Annotated in this window: 14 protein-coding genes; 7 read left to right on the top strand and 7 right to left on the bottom strand. The window is 72.9% G+C overall.

The features are described from left to right. Window positions 1-122 precede the first annotated feature (122 nt). The 4 genes from ACZ6RT_RS04540 to ACZ6RT_RS04525 all read right to left on the bottom strand — a co-directional run bounded on the left by ACZ6RT_RS04540 (window position 123) and on the right by ACZ6RT_RS04525 (window position 4,915). Window positions 123-953 (bottom strand): putative RNA methyltransferase, encoded by an 831-nt coding sequence (locus ACZ6RT_RS04540; RefSeq protein WP_470152223.1) that lies wholly within the window; start codon window positions 951-953, stop codon window positions 123-125. A gap of 186 nt (window positions 954-1,139) precedes the next feature. Further along, entirely contained in the window at window positions 1,140-2,495 is a 1,356-nt protein-coding gene (rho, locus tag ACZ6RT_RS04535) for a transcription termination factor Rho (protein WP_470152222.1), read from the bottom strand. A gap of 518 nt (window positions 2,496-3,013) precedes the next feature. Further along, window positions 3,014-4,234 (bottom strand): MFS transporter, encoded by a 1,221-nt coding sequence (locus ACZ6RT_RS04530; protein ID WP_470152221.1) that lies wholly within the window; start codon window positions 4,232-4,234, stop codon window positions 3,014-3,016. An 81-nt stretch (window positions 4,235-4,315) separates the two neighbouring features. Beyond that, complete coding sequence (locus ACZ6RT_RS04525) at window positions 4,316-4,915, bottom strand: helix-turn-helix domain-containing protein (RefSeq protein ID WP_399185256.1); 600 nt, start codon at window positions 4,913-4,915, stop codon at window positions 4,316-4,318. A 70-nt stretch (window positions 4,916-4,985) separates the two neighbouring features. Here ACZ6RT_RS04525 and ACZ6RT_RS04520 point away from each other — a divergent pair, with 70 nt between their 5' ends. After that, window positions 4,986-6,404, top strand: a complete 1,419-nt coding sequence (locus ACZ6RT_RS04520; RefSeq protein ID WP_470152220.1) for a benzoate/H(+) symporter BenE family transporter — start codon at window positions 4,986-4,988, stop codon at window positions 6,402-6,404. Here the strand turns inward: ACZ6RT_RS04520 and ACZ6RT_RS04515 are convergent, their stop codons facing one another. Further along, window positions 6,405-6,896 carry a hypothetical protein gene (locus ACZ6RT_RS04515; protein ID WP_470152219.1) on the bottom strand — a complete coding sequence of 164 codons (492 nt, stop codon included), beginning with the start codon at window positions 6,894-6,896 and terminating at the stop codon, window positions 6,405-6,407. Between the two features lie 166 nt (window positions 6,897-7,062). Between ACZ6RT_RS04515 and ACZ6RT_RS04510 the strand changes: the two genes are divergently transcribed. The 3 genes from ACZ6RT_RS04510 (at window position 7,063) to ACZ6RT_RS04500 (ending at window position 10,585) form a co-directional block, all read left to right on the top strand. Further along, entirely contained in the window at window positions 7,063-8,031 is a 969-nt protein-coding gene (locus ACZ6RT_RS04510) for a magnesium transporter CorA family protein (RefSeq protein ID WP_399185259.1), read from the top strand. 187 nt (window positions 8,032-8,218) lie between these two features. Beyond that, window positions 8,219-8,941, top strand: a complete 723-nt coding sequence (locus ACZ6RT_RS04505) for an HNH endonuclease family protein (RefSeq protein ID WP_399185260.1) — start codon at window positions 8,219-8,221, stop codon at window positions 8,939-8,941. Window positions 8,942-9,292: 351 nt separating this feature from the next. After that, window positions 9,293-10,585 carry an aspartate aminotransferase type Ic gene (locus ACZ6RT_RS04500; RefSeq protein WP_399185261.1) on the top strand — a complete coding sequence of 431 codons (1,293 nt, stop codon included), beginning with the start codon at window positions 9,293-9,295 and terminating at the stop codon, window positions 10,583-10,585. 71 nt (window positions 10,586-10,656) lie between these two features. Here ACZ6RT_RS04500 and ACZ6RT_RS04495 read toward each other — a convergent pair whose 3' ends face one another. Then, window positions 10,657-11,607, bottom strand: a complete 951-nt coding sequence (locus tag ACZ6RT_RS04495; protein WP_470152218.1) for an NAD-dependent epimerase/dehydratase family protein — start codon at window positions 11,605-11,607, stop codon at window positions 10,657-10,659. A 210-nt stretch (window positions 11,608-11,817) separates the two neighbouring features. Between ACZ6RT_RS04495 and ACZ6RT_RS04490 the strand changes: the two genes are divergently transcribed. Continuing rightward, on the top strand, window positions 11,818-12,480 hold the full coding sequence (locus tag ACZ6RT_RS04490) for a MarR family winged helix-turn-helix transcriptional regulator (protein WP_470152217.1): 663 nt from the start codon (window positions 11,818-11,820) through the stop codon (window positions 12,478-12,480). Here the strand turns inward: ACZ6RT_RS04490 and ACZ6RT_RS04485 are convergent. Continuing rightward, window positions 12,464-13,459, bottom strand: a complete 996-nt coding sequence (locus ACZ6RT_RS04485) for a LacI family DNA-binding transcriptional regulator (protein WP_399185264.1) — start codon at window positions 13,457-13,459, stop codon at window positions 12,464-12,466. The two genes, ACZ6RT_RS04490 and ACZ6RT_RS04485, sit on opposite strands and share 17 nt — an antisense overlap. Before the next feature lie 426 nt (window positions 13,460-13,885). Here ACZ6RT_RS04485 and ACZ6RT_RS04480 point away from each other — a divergent pair, with 426 nt between their 5' ends. Together ACZ6RT_RS04480 and ACZ6RT_RS04475 are read left to right on the top strand one after the other, a co-directional pair. Further along, window positions 13,886-15,604, top strand: a complete 1,719-nt coding sequence (locus ACZ6RT_RS04480) for a discoidin domain-containing protein (protein ID WP_470152216.1) — start codon at window positions 13,886-13,888, stop codon at window positions 15,602-15,604. A 72-nt stretch (window positions 15,605-15,676) separates the two neighbouring features. Continuing rightward, window positions 15,677-16,594, top strand: a complete 918-nt coding sequence (locus ACZ6RT_RS04475) for a DUF1996 domain-containing protein (RefSeq protein WP_470152215.1) — start codon at window positions 15,677-15,679, stop codon at window positions 16,592-16,594. Window positions 16,595-16,685 lie beyond the last annotated feature (91 nt).

The raw sequence follows: 16,685 nt of genomic DNA, 5'->3' as shown, positions 1-16,685 counted from the left end.
CGGATTGCGGTCCAGTATGTCGCCTTCACCGGGCAATTGCTTGGTTAATGTCAGGGAATTTCGGACTAAATGTCACATCAGTAACACGGGTCGCCAAGGTAGCTGTCAAGCACACAGCTTGCTTAAGGGCGACGCTTAAAGATAGACATGCGGAAAGAAGCCTCCACGGTGCTCTTTTCAGGCAGATCAGCGATCTTTCTTCGCATAACCCCGGGATCCGTGTGCCGGGCGCTCGGGCCCATCCCCACGACCGCCTCGATCGCGTCGTGATCCAGGACGAGTTCGAACGCGTGGCTGCTCCGGCCGGTCTCGATGAAGTGCTCGCTCAGGCTCTCCGCCATCCGCCGCTCCTTCGATTCGTCCACCGACAGGAGTCCCAGCCGCTCCACCAGTGGCACGAGATGCCGTGAGGTGGGTGTGACCACGACGAGCTCACCAGCACCTTTGAGCACCCGAGCGAACTCTGCCCCATTTCTTGGGGCGAACACATTCAGAAGCACATCTATCGTGCCATCTCTCAACGGGAGCGGCCTCCATACGTCGGCCACCACGGCACCCGATCGCGGATGTGCCCGCGCGGCCCGCCTGATCGCGTGCTTGGAGACGTCCAGCGCCACCCCGACGGCCTCGGGCAGCGCTTCCAGCGCCCCGGCGAGATAGCGGCCCGTCCCGGCTCCGGCGTCCGCCAGCACCCTGGCCCCGGCGGGGCAGGCCCCGGCCACCGCGCGGGCGAGGGGGTCGTAGTGCCCGGCGCCGAGGAAGGCGTCCCTGGCCGCGACCATGGCCGCGGTGTCGGCCGTGCCCGGCACCCGCGACCCGGTCAGCAGGCTGACGTACCCCTGCCTGGCGACGTCGAAGCCGTGCCCCAGGTCGCACCTGAGGGCCCGCTCGTGAAGGGTCAGCCCGCCCGCGCAGACCGGGCAGGCGAGGTGTTCGACGACATCGGCCAGCATCCCGCCATCATGCCGCCTGCCGCGGGGGGCGCCGTCCGGGCGGGTCCGCACCGGGTCCGCACCGGGTCTGTACCGGGTCCGCACCGGGGTCCGCATCCGGGCCGCACCGGGTCTGTACCGGGTCCGTACCGCGGCGGCACCGGGTCCGCGCCGGGTGCGGGCGGGGCCCGTGGGACGGGCCGGTGATCAGGTGGTCTGCCGGATCAGCCGGAGGAAGGCCGCGTTGTCGGGGGTCTCGCCGAGCCGGTCGAGGAGGAGTTCCAGGGCCTGCTGCCGCTCCAGGCCGCCCAGCGTGCGGCGCAGCCGCCAGGTGAGCTCCCGTTCCTGCGGGTCGAGGAGGATCTCCTCGCGGCGGGTGCCGGACGCGTCGAGGTCCACGGCGGGGTAGAGGCGCCTGTCGGCGAGGGCGCGGCTGAGGCGCAGCTCCATGTTGCCGGTGCCCTTGAACTCCTCGAACAGGCTGTCGTCCATCCGCGAGCCGGTCTCGACCAGGACGGTGGCCAGGATGGTCAGCGAGCCCCCGTCGCGCAGGTTGCGCGCGGCGCCGAAGAAGCGCCGCGGGGGCAGCAGGGCCGTGGTGTCGATGCCACCGGCCAGCGTCCGCCCGCCACCGGGGGCGAGGTTGTTGTACGCGCGGGCGAGCCGGGTCAGGGAGTCCAGCAGGAGCACGACGTCGCGCCCGCTCTCGGCCAGGCGCTTGGCGCGCTCGACCGCGAGCTCGGCGACGGCGGTGTGGTCGCGGTCGGGACGGTCGAAGGTGGACGCGGCGACCTCGCCCCGGATGGACTCGCGCATCTCGGTGACCTCCTCGGGGCGCTCGCCGACGAGCACCACCATGAGGTGGCAGTCCGGGTGGTTCGCGCTGATCGCGGCGGCCAGGTTCTGCAGGACCATCGTCTTGCCCGCCTTGGGCGGGGCGACGATGAGGCCGCGCTGTCCCTTGCCCACCGGCGCGAACAGGTCGACGATCCGGCCGGTCGCCGATCCGGCCTCCAGGCGGAGCCGCTCGCGCGGGTGGATCGGGGTCATGTCGGCGAAGTCGGGCCGTGGCCGCCCGGCGGGACCGCCGTTCACGCTCTCCACCCCTTCCAGCCTCTCGTACGGGGCTCGCGAGGTGGCCACGACGAGGTCGCCGGGACGAAGGCCGTACTCGGTGATCTGGGCGGGGGGAACGCGCACGTCACCCGGTCCGGGCAGGTGGCCGCGGGTCCGGAGGTGACCGGTCCTGCCCTGGACGTCGAGCAGGCCGGTCACGGTCTCGACGGGGGCGTGTCCCCCGGACGCTCCCGCGGCCCGGTCGCCGGACGGGGCCCGCGGGGTCCGTGCGGTGCCGCCCGCGTCGCCCCGGCGGGGGCGGGGGACCTTCCTGGCCGTGCTCTCCGGCGCGCCGGTGCGGCGGGTGCTCTTGCGGGTCCCGGCCTCGTGCACGGTGGTCGCGCGGGGAGCGGCCGGGTGGGAGGTGGTCGCGGACGTCCCGGTGGTCGTGGACGTCTCGTGGGTCGTGGGGGCGGTGGTGATCACCGCGGGGGTCTCGGTCGTCATGGGGACCTCTCAGGGTCTCGTGGAACGTGGGGGAAACGGCCGCACGGCCCGTCCGGGGACGGGGGCGGCCGAGCTTGCCCGGCGCCGGGGAGGGGCTCGGAGGCGAGCCGGCCCGGACGCGGAGCGGAGCGGAAGGCCCGGCGCGGGTGGCCGGACGGCGTGAACGCGGCGGAGCGGCGTGAATGCGGCGGAGCGGCGTGAATGCGGCGGAGCGGCGTGAATGCGGCGGACCGGCTCACGGTGGCGGATCGGATCAGATCGGATCGGCCGGCCGCACGACGGCCGGACCGGGTTCAAGCGATCGGACCGGCACCGCGGTCACGGGGAAGAAGGGCGGATCGTCGCACGCGGTCTGGCCGACGGTGCGTCACACCCGCGATCACGGTAGCACTCTCACGCCGTCCCGGACAGGAGGGCGGGGGCCACATCAGGTCACAACGGCCGCCGGGGCCGGGGTGTTCCCGGCCCCGGCGGCCGCTGTGACCTCGCGATCCGGCGCGGCGGGCGGGCCGGGCGGGTCAGGTGTTCGTCTCGGCGGCCAGGAGCAGCCGGCGCGCCTTGCCGCGGTAGCGGAGGACCTGGACGGTGCCCAGCGCCCAGACCGGGTACTGCATGAGGAACGCCCACCGGAAGGCGTCCAGGCTCTCGTTCCCGATCACGTCGAGGGTGACGCCGATCAGGGCGATCACCGAGACCGAGGCGACGAAGCCGCCGCCGTTCACGATGCCGGTGGCCGCGCCGATCCGGGTGGTGGGGTTGAAGGTCCTGGCGTAGTCGAACCCGATCAGCGACCCGGGGCCGTTGGTCCCCAGCGCCACCACGAGCACCACCAGGAGCCAGAACGGGGCCCGCCCCGGCCAGAGCAGCACGGCGCTCCACGTCCCCGCGGTGGTGCCGATCACGAAGAGCACCAGGCGGGAGCGGTGGAAGGGGAACCGCCCGGCGAGGTAGCCGAGCAGCGGCCCGCAGGCCATGCCGCAGATGGTCAGCGTGGACAGCAGCACGCCCGCCGTCGCCGGGGACAGCCCCTGGCCCTGGACCAGGAACGGGTACCCCCACAGCAGCAGGAACGAGGCGGACGAGCACTGGGTGGCCGCGTGGGTCCACATGCCCAGCCGGGTGCCCGGCTCGGCCCAGGCGGCCCTCAGGCCGGGAGGGCGGTCCGACCGCTGGGGACGGGAGTCGCGCAGCACGAGGAGCACCAGGAACGCGGAGACCACGCCGAGGACGGCGGCGCCCGTGAACGTGGGCGTCCAGCCGTACACGTGCAGGGAGTGGATGAGGGGCACCGCCGAGGCGACCGCGCCGACCTGGCCGATCAGGCCGGTGATCTGCACGATCAGCGGGTTGCGGCGGGCGGAGAAGGAGAGGCTGACCAGCCTGATCACGCTGATGAACGTCATCGCGTCGCCGCAGCCGACCAGCGCCCTGCCCGCGATCCCCGCCACGAGCCCCGAGGCCAGGGCGAAGACGAGCTCCCCGCAGGCCATCACGGCGGCCCCCAGCACCAGCATGCGCTTGGAGCCGAACCGGTCGAGCAGCATGCCGACCGGCACCTGCATGCCCGCGTAGACGAGAAGCTGGCACATGGCCAGCGCGGAGAGCCCGGCCGCGCCGACGCCGAGCCGTGCCGCCGCCTCGATGCCCGCCACACCCAGTGACTGCCGGTGGAAGACGGCGATCACGTACGCCAGGACACCCGTGGCCCAGAAGAGAATCGCCAGGGACCGTGGTGTCATACCTAAATATTACTTTTGCCCAATTTTGAAATGGACCCGGGTGGCCGGGTGTCGACGGCGGCCGGACCGGTGGCACGGGTGTCAGGGACGCGGGTAGCGCATCAGCAGGGAGGCGTGGACGTCCCGGTCACCCAGGGCGGCGTAGGAGTGCGGGACGTCCGACCGCCAGGAGACGTGCTCGCCGGGCCCGGCCCGCATCGGGGCCCCGACCGGCCCGGCGCTGAGCGTCCCGGCGAAGACGGTCACGTGCTCGGTGACGCCCTCGTGGTGGGCGGGCGAGACCTGCGGCGTCCCCGCGCGGATCACCAGCCGGTAGAGCTCGTACGTGACCGACTCGTCCTCGAAGACCTGCAGGAGCGCCCCGCCGACGGCGGTCCCGTGGATGACCGGCGTCCCCTCGCTCACGCTCCCGCCCGGGGTGGTGCCCGTGCCCGCGGCGGGGGTGCCGATGGCCATGGCCATCGGGACGCCCAGCTCGGCGGTGATCGCCCAGAGGGTCTCCAGCGTCGGGTTGCGGGTGCCGTTCTCCAGGCCGGAGAGCGTGGCCTTGCCGACGCCCGCGGCACGGGCCAGAGCCGACAGCGACATGCCGCGTTCCTCGCGCAGCAGGCGGATCCGCCGCCCTATGCCGGATGTGACACCGTCCAGGGCGGGCGAAAGGTTTTGTGCTCCGGAGTCCATGAGGCTATGGTGCGGCATCAAGACTGTTCCGTTTACGGAACGGCGCACGTCTCCCCGCGTGAGGATCGACATGTCCCGCCTGCTTCAACCCGTGGTCGCCGGAGTGGTCACCGCGGTCGTCGGTTTCGCCAGCTCGTTCGCGGTCGTCCTGGCCGGGCTCAGGGCGGTGGGCGCCGACCAGCGGCAGGCCGCGTCCGGGCTGCTGGCGCTCTGCGTGGCCAACGGCGTGGTCGCCGTCTGGCTCGGCCTGCGCCGGCGCGTCCCGATCACCATCGCCTGGTCCACGCCCGGCGCGGCGCTGCTGGTGGCGACCGGAACCGTGCAGGGCGGGTTTCCCGCCGCGGTCGGCGCGTTCGCGGTCTCCGGCCTCCTGCTCACCGCGGCGGGCCTGTTCCCGGCCCTGGGCCGCTGGATCGGCGCGATCCCCGCGCCGATCGCCGGGGCCATGCTCGCGGGGGTCCTGCTCGACCTGTGCATCGCGCCGGTCCGGGCGCTCGCCGAGATACCGCTGCTGGCCGGGCCCGCCGTGCTCGTCTGGGTCCTGCTGAGCAGGTTCGCGCGCCGCTGGGCGACCCCGGTGGCCCTCCTCGTCGCCGTCGCGGCGATCGCCCTGACCGGCCAGGCACCGGGCGCGGCGGACCTGTGGCCGATCGTGGAGGTGACCGCCCCCTCCTGGAGCGCCCAGGCGCTGGTCAGCATCGCGCTCCCGTTGTTCCTGGTCACCATGGCCTCGCAGAACGTGCCGGGCATGGCGGTCCTGGCCGGGTACGGCTACCGCCCCCCGCTGCGCGGGATCCTCGTCTCCACCGGCCTGGCCAGCACGCTGGGAGCGCCGCTGGGCGGTCACGCGGTGAACCTGGCGGCGATCAGCGCGGCCCTGGCCGCCGGTCCCGACGCCGGTCCCGACCCGTCCCGCCGGTGGATCGCCTCGGTCACCGCGGGGATCTCGATGATCGTCCTGGGGATCGGCTCGGGACTGGCCACCGCGCTCGTCCTGCTCTCCCCGCCGCTGCTGGTCGAGGCCGTCGCGGGCCTGGCCCTGCTGGGCGCGCTCGCAGCGGCCCTCGTCTCCGCCGTCGCCGACCCCGGGCGCAGGGAGGCCGCGGCCGTCACCTTCGTGGTGACCGCCTCCGGGCTGACGCTACTGGGCATCGGCGCGGCCTTCTGGGGGCTCGTCGCCGGAGGGCTCATGACGCTCCTGCACCACCGCCGCGCGTCCCCGCCCGACGCGTCCACCTCGCGGGAGACCGTTCCCGGGGTGACGGGACCCGAGGGGGAGCGTGCCGGAAGGGAAGCCGGACAGAGCGGCGCGGAGGAGACGGCGGATCGGGACCTCGCGCGGGTCCCCGCCCTGCCGGGGGACGGGTCGCGAGAGGCCGCAGGCAGGGGGACGAGACCGTCCGGACATGCCGACGCCGGTGCGATGGGTGCCGCACCGGCGTCGGACGAATTCGGTCGGGATCGGTCGGAGGTGGGACGAGACGGGTGACTAGTGGCGGTCCGTGTTCCCGTGACGACCGGCCACCAGCTGGTCGTCGGCGGTCTGGCGGGGCACGTCGACCCGCGGGTGCGGGGCGGTGTCCTCCAGGCGGTCGTCGACGCCGTCGCGGTCACGGTCGACCGCCGGGGCCGTGGAGGTGGTGGTGGTCGTCGTCGAAGCGGTCGTCGCCGGAGTCGCGGGGGTCTCCTCGAGCTTGCGCTCCAGCTCCCGCTTCTCCTCCTCCAGACGGGTGACGCGGTCGTGCTCCTCCGCCCGCGCGGCGCGGAGCTTGCGACGGCGCGCGGCCGAACGCTTCATCCCGGCGAAGATGATGCCGAGGCCGAGCAGGAAGACCGCTCCGGTGGCCACACCCGCGAAGAAGAGCTCCAGCTGGGTCAGCTGGTACGTACGGTCGAACATCGTGAACGTCGCGGTGGTGGTCGATGCTGCGGTCTCATCCCAGGAGACCGCGATCACGGTCGCACCCGCGAGTACGATCAAGAGAAGTCCCAGCACTATCATGTGACCTCACCTCAGGCTTCGTCTGTTGTGGTAGCCACTGCTGCCCGGGGCGGGCGAGGTTATTCCTCGAACCCCGAGGTTGCCGGGAATATATCCGTACGGCCACCTACGAAGGCCGTGCCGGACGGGGCTAGGGTGGGCGCCCATGGACCGCACCCGCCTGTATCGCAACGGCGTCCTGGAGGCCGAGGGCTTCCCGATCGACGACATCTCGGACCACGTGGCGGACGACTCGGCCGTCGTCTGGTTCGACCTCTGCTCGCCCACGAAGGCGGACCTGGCGAAGGTCAGCGAGGAGCTGGGGCTGCACCCCCTGGCCGTCGAGGACGCGCTCCACAACCAGCAGCGGCCCAAGCTCGACACCTACGACAGCCACCTGTTCATCACCGCCTACGCCGCGAGGATCAAGGACGACACGGTCGAGTTCGTCGAGGTCTCGATCTTCGTGACGAAGAACGCGCTGGTCACCGTGCGGGAGAACCCCACCTTCGACATCGACGAGGTGGTCAGGCGCTGGGACGCCAACTCCGAGCTGGTGAAACTCGGGGTGCCGTACCTGCTGCACGGCGTGCTCGACTACGTCGTGGACGGCTACTTCGACGTGCTGCAGACCGTGGACGACCGGGTCGAGGACCTGGAGGACGACCTGTTCCAGGAGAACCCCGGGGACATGCCGCACATCCAGCGCCGGACCTTCGAGATGCACAAGAAGCTGGTGCGCTTCCGTCGGCTGGCCGTGCCGATGCGCGACGTGGTGGGCAGCCTGCTGCGCAGGGGGGAGGAGATCCTGGAGGCCAAGCTCGTCCCGTACTACCAGGACATCTACGACCACACCCTGCGCACCGCGGAGTGGAGCGAGTCACTGCAGGACCTGGTGACCAACGTCCGGGACACCCACATGAACCAGCAGGGCTTCCGGCTCAACGACATCATGAAGAAGATCACCAGCTGGGCGGCCATCATCGCGGTGCCCACGATGATCACCGGTTACTACGGGCAGAACGTGCCCTATCCCGGCTACGGCCACTCGATCGGCTTCTGGACGTCCACGCTCCTGATCGTGGTGGGCACCGTCCTGCTCTACCGGGCCTTCCAGAAGCGCAACTGGCTCTGACCCGGCGCCGACCGGCCCCGGGCCTCCGCTCCGGGCAGGGCCCCGGCTTCGGTCGCGGACCGGTCGGCCGGGGCGGCGCGTCCCCGGCCGGCCGGCGCCGGGTCTCAACCGGTGGACGTCCCGTGTCGGTCAACGGATTGCCGGGAATCAACAAAGTCCGAGCCCGGAGACCTTTCTGGAGGCATGGGTGAGCACGCGGGGGGTGTTCACCGTGGTGCTCGGCGCCGCGGTGCTCTTCTCACTGTCGGCGCGTGAGGACTCTCCCGCCGGGGCCGCCCCGGCGAGGGTCGCGCCACTGGACAATCCAGACGGCGTGGGCCCCGGGCTGGCGGCGGTCAGGTCGGCGGGCGACCGCAGGGCCGCCACCAGGCTGATCGGCGGGCTCCGCGTCGCGGGGATGAGGTCCAAGGCGGGCTACAGCCGGATCCGGTACGGCGAGAACTGGGCGGACACCGCCCGGGACGTGCCGTACGCGCGAAACGGCTGCCGTACCCGCGACGACCTGCTGGCCCGCGACGGCGAACAGGTGCGCTACCGCCGTGGCTCCGAGTGCGTGGTGGTCTCCATGAGGCTGCGCGACCCCTACACCGGCCGGATCGTCCGCTGGAGCAAGAAGCGCTCCGACGAGATCCAGGTCGACCACGTGGTCCCGCTCTCGTACGGGTGGCGGATGGGGACCTCCCGCTGGCCGATGTCCAAGCGGACGCGCTTCGCCAACGACCCGCTCAACCTCCTCCCGGTGTACGGCGACGCCAACGAGGCCAAGGGCGGGTCCGGCCCGGCGTCCTGGCTCCCTCCGAGGCGGGGGATCCGCTGCGCCTACGTCGTCCGCTTCGCCCAGGTCGCCCTGAAGTACGACCTGCCGGTCACCCGCGCGGACAAGAGGGTCATGCTCGCCCAGTGCCGCTGATCACGTCCCCTTTCGCGTGCCCGTCCTTTTCGCGTGCCCGTCCGCCTTTTCGCGTCCCCGTCCGCACCCGTGCCCGCGCCAGCGGCCCGTGCCCGTGTCAGCGGCCGAGACGAGACGAGGCGAGGCGAGACGAGGCGACCGAGCGGAAGCGGCCGGAGGGAGGCGCCTGGGCGGACACGGCCGGGAAGGAACCCGGGACACGGGTTCGGGTGCCGGTTTCCGGTCGCGCGGTGTGGTCTTCTATCCTTCGAGACCGACCCCGGTCACCTCCGGAGGAGGTCGCGCGCCGTTCTCGCGGTCGTCGCCGTTCACCTCCGGAACCGGCACCGACCAGCAGGCGAAGGAACTCCCGTGACCTCTCCGGCCCTCTCGGCCCTGTCCATCGACGAGCTGACCGCCCTGCGGGACGCGGCCCGGCGCGACCACGAGGCACTCGTCCGGCGCGGGCTCTCGCTCGACCTCACGAGGGGCAAGCCCTCGGCGCGCCAGCTCGACCTCTCCGAGGAACTGCTCGGTCTTCCCCGGGGCCATGCCGCCGCCGACGGGACCGACTGCCGCAACTACGGCGGGCTCCAGGGCCTGCCCGAGCTCCGGGAGATCTTCAGCGGCCCGCTGCAGGTGCCCGCAGCGCAGCTCGTCGCGGCCGACAACTCCAGCCTGTCGCTGATGCACGACACGGTGGTCCACGCCCTGCTCGGCACGGTGCCCGGCGCCACCCGCCGCTGGGCCGACGAGCCGCGGATCGCGTTCCTGTGCCCGGTGCCGGGATACGACCGCCACTTCGCCCTGTGCGAGCGGTTCGGCATCGAGCTGATCCCGGTGCCGATGGACGCCGACGGGCCGGACATGGACGTCGTCGAGCGTCTGGTGGCCGAGGACGCGCAGATCAAGGGCATCTGGTGCGTGCCCAAGTACAGCAACCCCAGCGGCGTCAGCTACGGCGACGAGACCGCGCGGCGCCTGGCCGCAATGCCGACCCTCGCCCCGGACTTCCGCATCTTCTGGGACAACGCCTACGCGGTGCACCACCTGACGGACACGCCCGTCGAGATCGCCGACATCCTGACGCTCTGCGCCGAGAACGGGAACCCGGACCGCGCCCTCGTCTTCGGCTCCACCTCCAAGATCACTTTTGCCGGTTCCGGGGTCTCCTTCTTCGGGGCGTCCCCGGCCAACGTGGCCTGGCTGATCGGGCACACGGGCAAGCGGACCATCGGTCCCGACAAGATCAACCACCTGCGCCACGTGCAGTTCCTGCGCGACGAGGCCGGACTGGCCGAGCACATGCGCCGCCATCGGGAGCTGCTGCGGCCGAAGTTCGACGCGGTCGAGGCGATCCTGTCCAAGGAGCTGGGCGGCACCGGCCTGGCGACCTGGTCCACCCCGGCGGGCGGCTACTTCGTCAGCCTCGACGTGCTGGACGGCTGCGCCCGCGACGTGGTCATGCGGGCCGGGGAGGCGGGCATCGCCCTGACCCCCGCGGGCGCCACCCACCCGTACGGGACCGACCCGCGCGACAGCACCATCCGCATCGCCCCCACCTACCCGGAGCAGGAGGAGCTGGAGGCGGCCATCGCGGGCCTGACGGTCTGCGTGCGCCTCGTCGCCACCGAGAAGGTGCTGCGGGACGCGGGCCGGGCCTGACTGCCACCGGTCCCGCCGGCCCGGCCGGGCCGGCGGGGGCGCGGACCGGCTGACGCCCGCCGTCGCCCGCGTCACGCGACGGGCAGGACGTCCCGGGGTGAGGAACCGAGCCGGATGCCGGCGTCCCCGGGGAGGTCGCCGAGCGCCGACACGCGGTGCAGGTGGTGGACGCCGGGCGGCAGCGTCGTGGCGGCCCGCGCGGCGGACACCGCCACGGCGGCGGTGGCCCGTACCTCGCCGTGGCCGATGGCCCAGCGGGTCGTGCCGTTCCCGGACCGGGCCAGCGCCAGCCACCGGTCGGTGCCGGGGAAGCGCAGTCCCCGGGGCGCTCTCGACGCGCCCGGAAGGCGGGTCAGCATCGCCAGGCAGGCGGTCGCCGCCCGCGAGTCCAGGCCGAAGCGCGTCCGTACCGGCACGCCGAGGTCACGGGTGAGGACGTGCTGGTCGGAGTAGTCGGCCCGGTAGACCCGTCGCCTGCCGTAGCCGGGCAGGTCGAGACGGAGGCCGCGGGTGTAGTTGCGCACCGCCGTCCCGGTCCAGGGGTCGCGGAAGTCACGGCCGAGCAGGCCGTAGGCCCACGCGTACGACGCCTCGCCGTGGTGCTCGCCGGCCCCCAGCATCAGGACCACGTCGATCGGCGCGGGGGCGGCCGGGTCGTGCACCGCGGCGGCGAGCAGGTTCGTCAGGCCGGGGGCGAGCCCCACGCTCAGCAGGACCGGCCGGGGCGGTGCGAGCCGTTCCAGGGCGGTGACGTAGGCGGTGGTGGCGGTGACGTCGACGAACGCCGCGCCGTGCTCGGTGACCAGGGCGGCCAGTGCCGGGTCCTCGGCACCGGCCGCGTTGACGACGACGTCGATCCCGGGCAGCGCCGCCCGTACGGAGGCGGGGGCGGTCAGGTCGACCCGCACGTCGGCGCGTGCGGCGTCGCGGCCCGCGGCGAGCGCCACGTCCCCGCCGGCGCGCAGGCCGTCCACGATCCGGGCACCGACCGCGCCGTACCCGCCGAGCACCAGTGCCCTCATCGGCGCGACCGCCGGCCGGCCGGTCCGTCGTGGCCGTCTCCGAGGAGGCGGCCGTCCCCGTCGTGGCGGCCGTCCCGTGCGAGGCGGCCGTCCCGTGCGGGACGGCCGGACGCGCTCACGCCGACCGTGCGGGTTCTGCGGGCGGTGCGCATGGCACCCTCCTATAAGTTGTACGAAGCAACTGTCCGAGACCGAGCATAGGATCAACAGTTGTACGACACAACTTATGGGGGAGTGTTCCCCGACGACGATCTGCGTCGCCTGCTCAGGCTGCTCGCCAGGGCGGGCGGGCTGCTCGAACCGCACGGCCACGGTGAGCTGCGGCTCTCCCTGTCGGAGGTGTTCGCCCTCGGTGAGCTCGCCGAGGGCGAGACGCTCTCCCAGCGGGAGCTGGCCGTCCGCCTGGGCCTGGAGAAGAGCACCGTGAGCCGCCTGGCCGCGGGCATGGAGCGGCGGGGGTGGCTGTCGCGCGAGCGCGACCCGGCGAACCGCCGCTTCTACCGCCTCCGCCTCACCGAGCAGGGGTGGGCCGCGGCCGAGGAGGTCGGCGCGGGCCTGCGCGCCACGCACGCCACGCTGTTCGGCGAGCTCACCGACGCCGAGCGCGCCGGCCTGGCGCTGGGGCTGGACGGCCTCGCCCGCGCCCTCCAGGCCGGGGCCCACGGCGGCCGGACCGGGGCTCACGACGGGCAGGCCGGGGCTCACGACGGGCAGGCAGAGGCCCACGGTGACCGGGCCGGGGCCCACGACGGGCAGGCAGAGGCCCACGGGGGGCAGGCGGGGACTCACGTGGCCGGGCCGGGGCCCACGGTGGGCACCCGGCGGGCGGGGGACCCGCTCCCCCCGGCGCGGGAGGCTAGCTCGACTCCCTGACCACGAGCCGGGTCGGCAGGATCACCGGCTCCGCGGGCTCGCCGCGCAGCAGGCCGAGCAGCAGGCGGGCCGAGGCGGCGGCCTGCTCGCCCATGGGGCTGCGCACCGTGCTGAGCGGCGGATCGGTGTAGAGGGCAGCCTCGATGTCGTCGTACCCCACCACCGCCACGTCGTCGGGCACCCGCCGGCCCGCCCGGCGCAGCGCCCGCAGCGCGCCGATCGCCATCAGGTCGTTGGCGGCGAAGACCGCGTCCAGCGCCGGGTCGTCCTCCAGCAGCTGCGCCATGGCCTCGGCCCCGGAGACGCGGGTGAAGTCCCCGATGGCCACGATCGAACGCCGCCCGGTCTCGCTCAGCACCTCGCGGTAGGCGCCCAGCCTGTCCTGGGCGGCGGACATGTCCAGCGGCCCGGAGATCGTGGCGATCCGCCGCCGCCCGCCCTCCAGCAGGTGCCGTACGGCCTGGGCGGCCCCGCCGACGTTGTCGTTGTCCACCCAGGGGATGGATGTCCGGGAGGGGGGCCTGCCGTGCGAGACGAGCGGGACGCCGGTGGCGGCGAGCGCCGCGGGCAACGGGTCGGCGCCGTGCATCGACACCAGCATGACCGCGTCCACGTGGCGGGCGGACACGAACCGCGTGGCGCGCAGCCGGGCGTCGTCCGAACCGGCGAGCATGAGCACGACCTGCTTGCCCGCGGCCTCGAACTCGCGGCTGGCCGCGCGCACGACCGTGGAGAACATCGGGTCGTCCGAGACGAGCCCGGCCGGCGGGTCGGAGACGATCACCGCGATGGAGTCGGTGCGCCGGGTCACCAGGCTGCGCGCCGCCGGGTTGGGGACGTACCCCAGCTCGTTCACCGCCCGCAGGACGAGGTCGCGGATGTCGGCGGCGACCGTCGGCTCGCCGTTCACCACCCTGGAGACCGTCGACTTGGACACGCCGGCCCGGGTGGCGACGGCGTCCAGCGTGGGACGTCTCATGTGGTCTCTCCCGCAGTGCGTACCGCCGGGTGGCCAGGACTGCCGGGGCGTGCGGTCCCACCCTCCCCGCAGCCTATCCGTTGATCATGAAGAGAACGCTCCCCGGGGCGGAGCGGTCCACGGAGGAAATTCTCGCCGAGTTCCCGCGGACCGGCACGGTCCCCGCGGCGTCACGCGACGGCAGGGTGCGGCGGAACGTTTTCGGCCCGGGTGTCGCCAAGGTGCTGCTCAGAGGCCACGAGCGATGACCGAAAAGATCCTCCGGGAGCGCTCCCTGAAGCGTGCGGCCGGTTACCGGCACGTGTCCGGGCCGTTTCCTACTGGTTGAGCGGGTACTTGACAGCGTCGGTCAGACAAGAGCAATCTCTGCTCAGAGAGCGCTCCCCGAACCGATATCGGTTGCACCCCCCACCACGAGGAGACGCGATGCCCTCGCCTCGACATCCCGCCCGCCCACTGGTCCTGCTGATCGCCCTCGCCGTCAGCCTCCTCGCCCCCTGCCTGGCCGTCCTGCCCGCCTCGGCGGCCGCCGACGTCCTGCTCTCCCAGGGCAGGCCGGTGACGGCCTCCTCCTCCGAGGGAGTGGCCTTCCCCGCGTCCGCCGCCGTCGACGGCAACCCCGGCACCCGCTGGTCCAGCGCGTTCAGCGACCCGCAGTGGCTCCAGGTCGACCTCGGCGCCACCGCGACCATCTCCCAGGTCTCGCTGAAGTGGGAGGCCGCCCACGGACGCGCCTTCCAGATCCAGACCTCGCCCAACGGCACCACCTGGACGACGATCCACTCCACCACCACCGGCACCGGAGGCGACCAGACGCTGACCGTCAGCGGATCCGGCCGCTACGTGCGCGTGTACGGCACCCAGCGGGCCACCGCCTACGGCTACTCGCTGTGGGAGTTCCAGGTCTACGGCACGACCGGCTCCACCGACCCCGGCAACCCCGGCGAGCTCAGACTGCTCTCCTACGGCAGGCCCGGCGCGGCCTCCACCTCCCAGCACGACGGGAACTGCTGGGAGTGCACCCCGGCCAGGGCCTTCGACCGCGACCCGGCCTCGCGCTGGGCGACCAGCCCCACCGGCGGCTGGGTGGACCCGGCCTGGATCTCCGTCGACCTCGGCGCGACCGCGCAGATCAAGAGGGTCGTGCTGCAGTGGGACCCGGCCTACGCCAGGGCGTTCCAGATCCAGGTCTCCCCGGACAACGCCACCTGGACCCCGATCTACTCCACCACCACCGGCACCGGCTTCAAGCAGACGCTGACCGTCGACGGCGCCGGCCGCTACGTGCGCATGTACGGCACCCAGCGGGCCACCCCGTACGGCTACTCGCTGTGGGAGTTCCAGGTCTGGGGCACCGGTGGCGCGCCGATCACGCCTCCGCCGCTCCCGGCCGACCCGGCCAACCCGCCGTCGCTGGTCTGGAGCGACGAGTTCAACGGCGCCGCCGGGACCAGGCCCGACGCGGCCAAGTGGACCCAGGACCCGGGGACCGGCCCGAACAACGAGCTGGAGTACTACAAGCCCGAGAACACCGCCATGGACGGCAACGGCAACCTCGTCATCACCGCGAGGGAGGAGACCACCGCCGGGTCGTCGTGCCCGGGCGGACCCTGCCGGTACACCTCGGGACGGATCAACACCGGAGGCAAGTTCACCTTCACCTACGGCCGGGTCGAGGCCCGCGTCAAGGTCCCCAAGGGCAACGGCCTGTGGCCCGCGTTCTGGATGATGGGCGCCGACTTCCTCACCGGCAGGCCGTGGCCGTACAACGGGGAGATCGACATCCTGGAGGTGCTCGGCAAGGACGTCAAGACCTCCTACTCGACCGTGCACGCGCCCGCCTACAACGGCGGCGGCGGCATCGGCGGCTCGTACACGCTGCCGAACGGGGCCGACCTCTCCGACGACTTCCACGTCTGGGCGGCCAACTGGGACAGCAAGGGCATCGTCTACACGCTGGACGGCCGCACGGTCGTCACCATCAGCAAGGAGCAGGTCGAGGCGACGCGGGGCCCGTGGGTCTTCGACCACCCCTTCTACATCATCCTCAACCTCGCGGTCGGCGGTGACTGGCCCGGCCCGCCGGACGCGAGCACCGGCTTCCCCAAGCAGATGCTCGTCGACTACGTACGCGTCTACCGGTAACCCCTCGCCAACCCCCCTTCCGGCACGGCTCCCGGCGAGCCGTGCCGGAGAGCCGGCCAAAGGAGCCGCCCCATGCGTCCACGTCCCTCGTCCGGTGCCCTCTGGCGCCGGCTACGCCCGCTGACCCTGACCCTCGCGCTGGCCGCGCTGCTGGGCACGTCCCTGTCGGTCCTGCCCGCCCAGGCCGGCACGGCGTCGCGCTCGCAGGCCGCCGGCTCGTCCGCGGCCGTCGTACGGGTGGCGGAGTTCCTCGCCGACTGCCCGTTCAGCCACCGGCTGCCCGACGACCCGATCATCTTCCCCGGCCTGCCCGGCGCGTCGCACATGCACAGCTTCTTCGGCAGCACCACCACCAACGCCCACACGACCCTGGCGAGCCTGCAGAGCTCTCCCAGCAACTGCAACCCGCGCGTCGACCTGTCGTCGTACTGGGTGCCGACCCTGTACAACGGCAACACCCCGGTGGAGCCGACCGGCACCACGTTCTACTACCTGGGCGAGGGCGTGCGCGACGACGTGATCGCGCGGATCCAGCCGCTCCCGCTCGGCCTGCGGATCGTCGCGGGCAACGCCAGGGCGACCGGCCCCGACGACAACACGATCGCGCGCTGGTCGTGCCTGCACGCCGGGCACGTGGGCGCCTCGAAGAACTTCGTGAACTGCCCGGCCGGCACGATGCTGGAGTCCTACCTGGACTTCCCGCAGTGCTGGAACGGCAGGGACCTCGACTCCCCCGACCACAAGAGCCACATGTCCTACCCGGTGGGCGGGACCTGCCCGGCCTCGCACCCGGTGCCGGTGCCCAAGCTGCGCCAGGTGCTGCGCTACCCGGTCAACGGCGACCCGGCGCGGTTCCGCCTGGCCTCCGGACCCGGGTACACCATGCACGGTGACTTCTTCAACGCCTGGCCCGAGGCCGAGATGGAGCGCCGGGTGCGCAACTGCATCCGCCCGATCATCAAGTGCGGCGCGGACGGCAACCCGTCCTGACCCGATCCGAGCGGTGGGGGGGGGGGGGGGGGGGGGGGCGGGTGCGGGGGGTGTGGGCGCGTACTGTCGCTCGGGCGTCGCATTGCGTAGC

It is taken from the genome of Streptosporangium sp. NPDC050148, from assembly GCF_055586505.1.
Note: the sequence above shows the minus strand (reverse complement) of the source record. Positions and strands in the feature narration are given on the sequence as shown.

Coding starts and splice junctions, on each gene's coding strand:
- ACZ6RT_RS04475 (WP_470152215.1), top strand. CDS start 15,677: ATGCGTCCACGTCCCTCGTCCGGTGCCCTCTGGCGCCGGCTACGCCCG.
- ACZ6RT_RS04530 (WP_470152221.1), bottom strand. CDS start 4,234: ATGACACCACGGTCCCTGGCGATTCTCTTCTGGGCCACGGGTGTCCTG.
- rho (WP_470152222.1), bottom strand. CDS start 2,495: ATGACGACCGAGACCCCCGCGGTGATCACCACCGCCCCCACGACCCAC.
- ACZ6RT_RS04540 (WP_470152223.1), bottom strand. CDS start 953: ATGCTGGCCGATGTCGTCGAACACCTCGCCTGCCCGGTCTGCGCGGGC.
- ACZ6RT_RS04495 (WP_470152218.1), bottom strand. CDS start 11,607: ATGAGGGCACTGGTGCTCGGCGGGTACGGCGCGGTCGGTGCCCGGATC.
- ACZ6RT_RS04510 (WP_399185259.1), top strand. CDS start 7,063: ATGGACCGCACCCGCCTGTATCGCAACGGCGTCCTGGAGGCCGAGGGC.
- ACZ6RT_RS04480 (WP_470152216.1), top strand. CDS start 13,886: ATGCCCTCGCCTCGACATCCCGCCCGCCCACTGGTCCTGCTGATCGCC.
- ACZ6RT_RS04520 (WP_470152220.1), top strand. CDS start 4,986: ATGTCCCGCCTGCTTCAACCCGTGGTCGCCGGAGTGGTCACCGCGGTC.
- ACZ6RT_RS04525 (WP_399185256.1), bottom strand. CDS start 4,915: ATGGACTCCGGAGCACAAAACCTTTCGCCCGCCCTGGACGGTGTCACA.
- ACZ6RT_RS04485 (WP_399185264.1), bottom strand. CDS start 13,459: ATGAGACGTCCCACGCTGGACGCCGTCGCCACCCGGGCCGGCGTGTCC.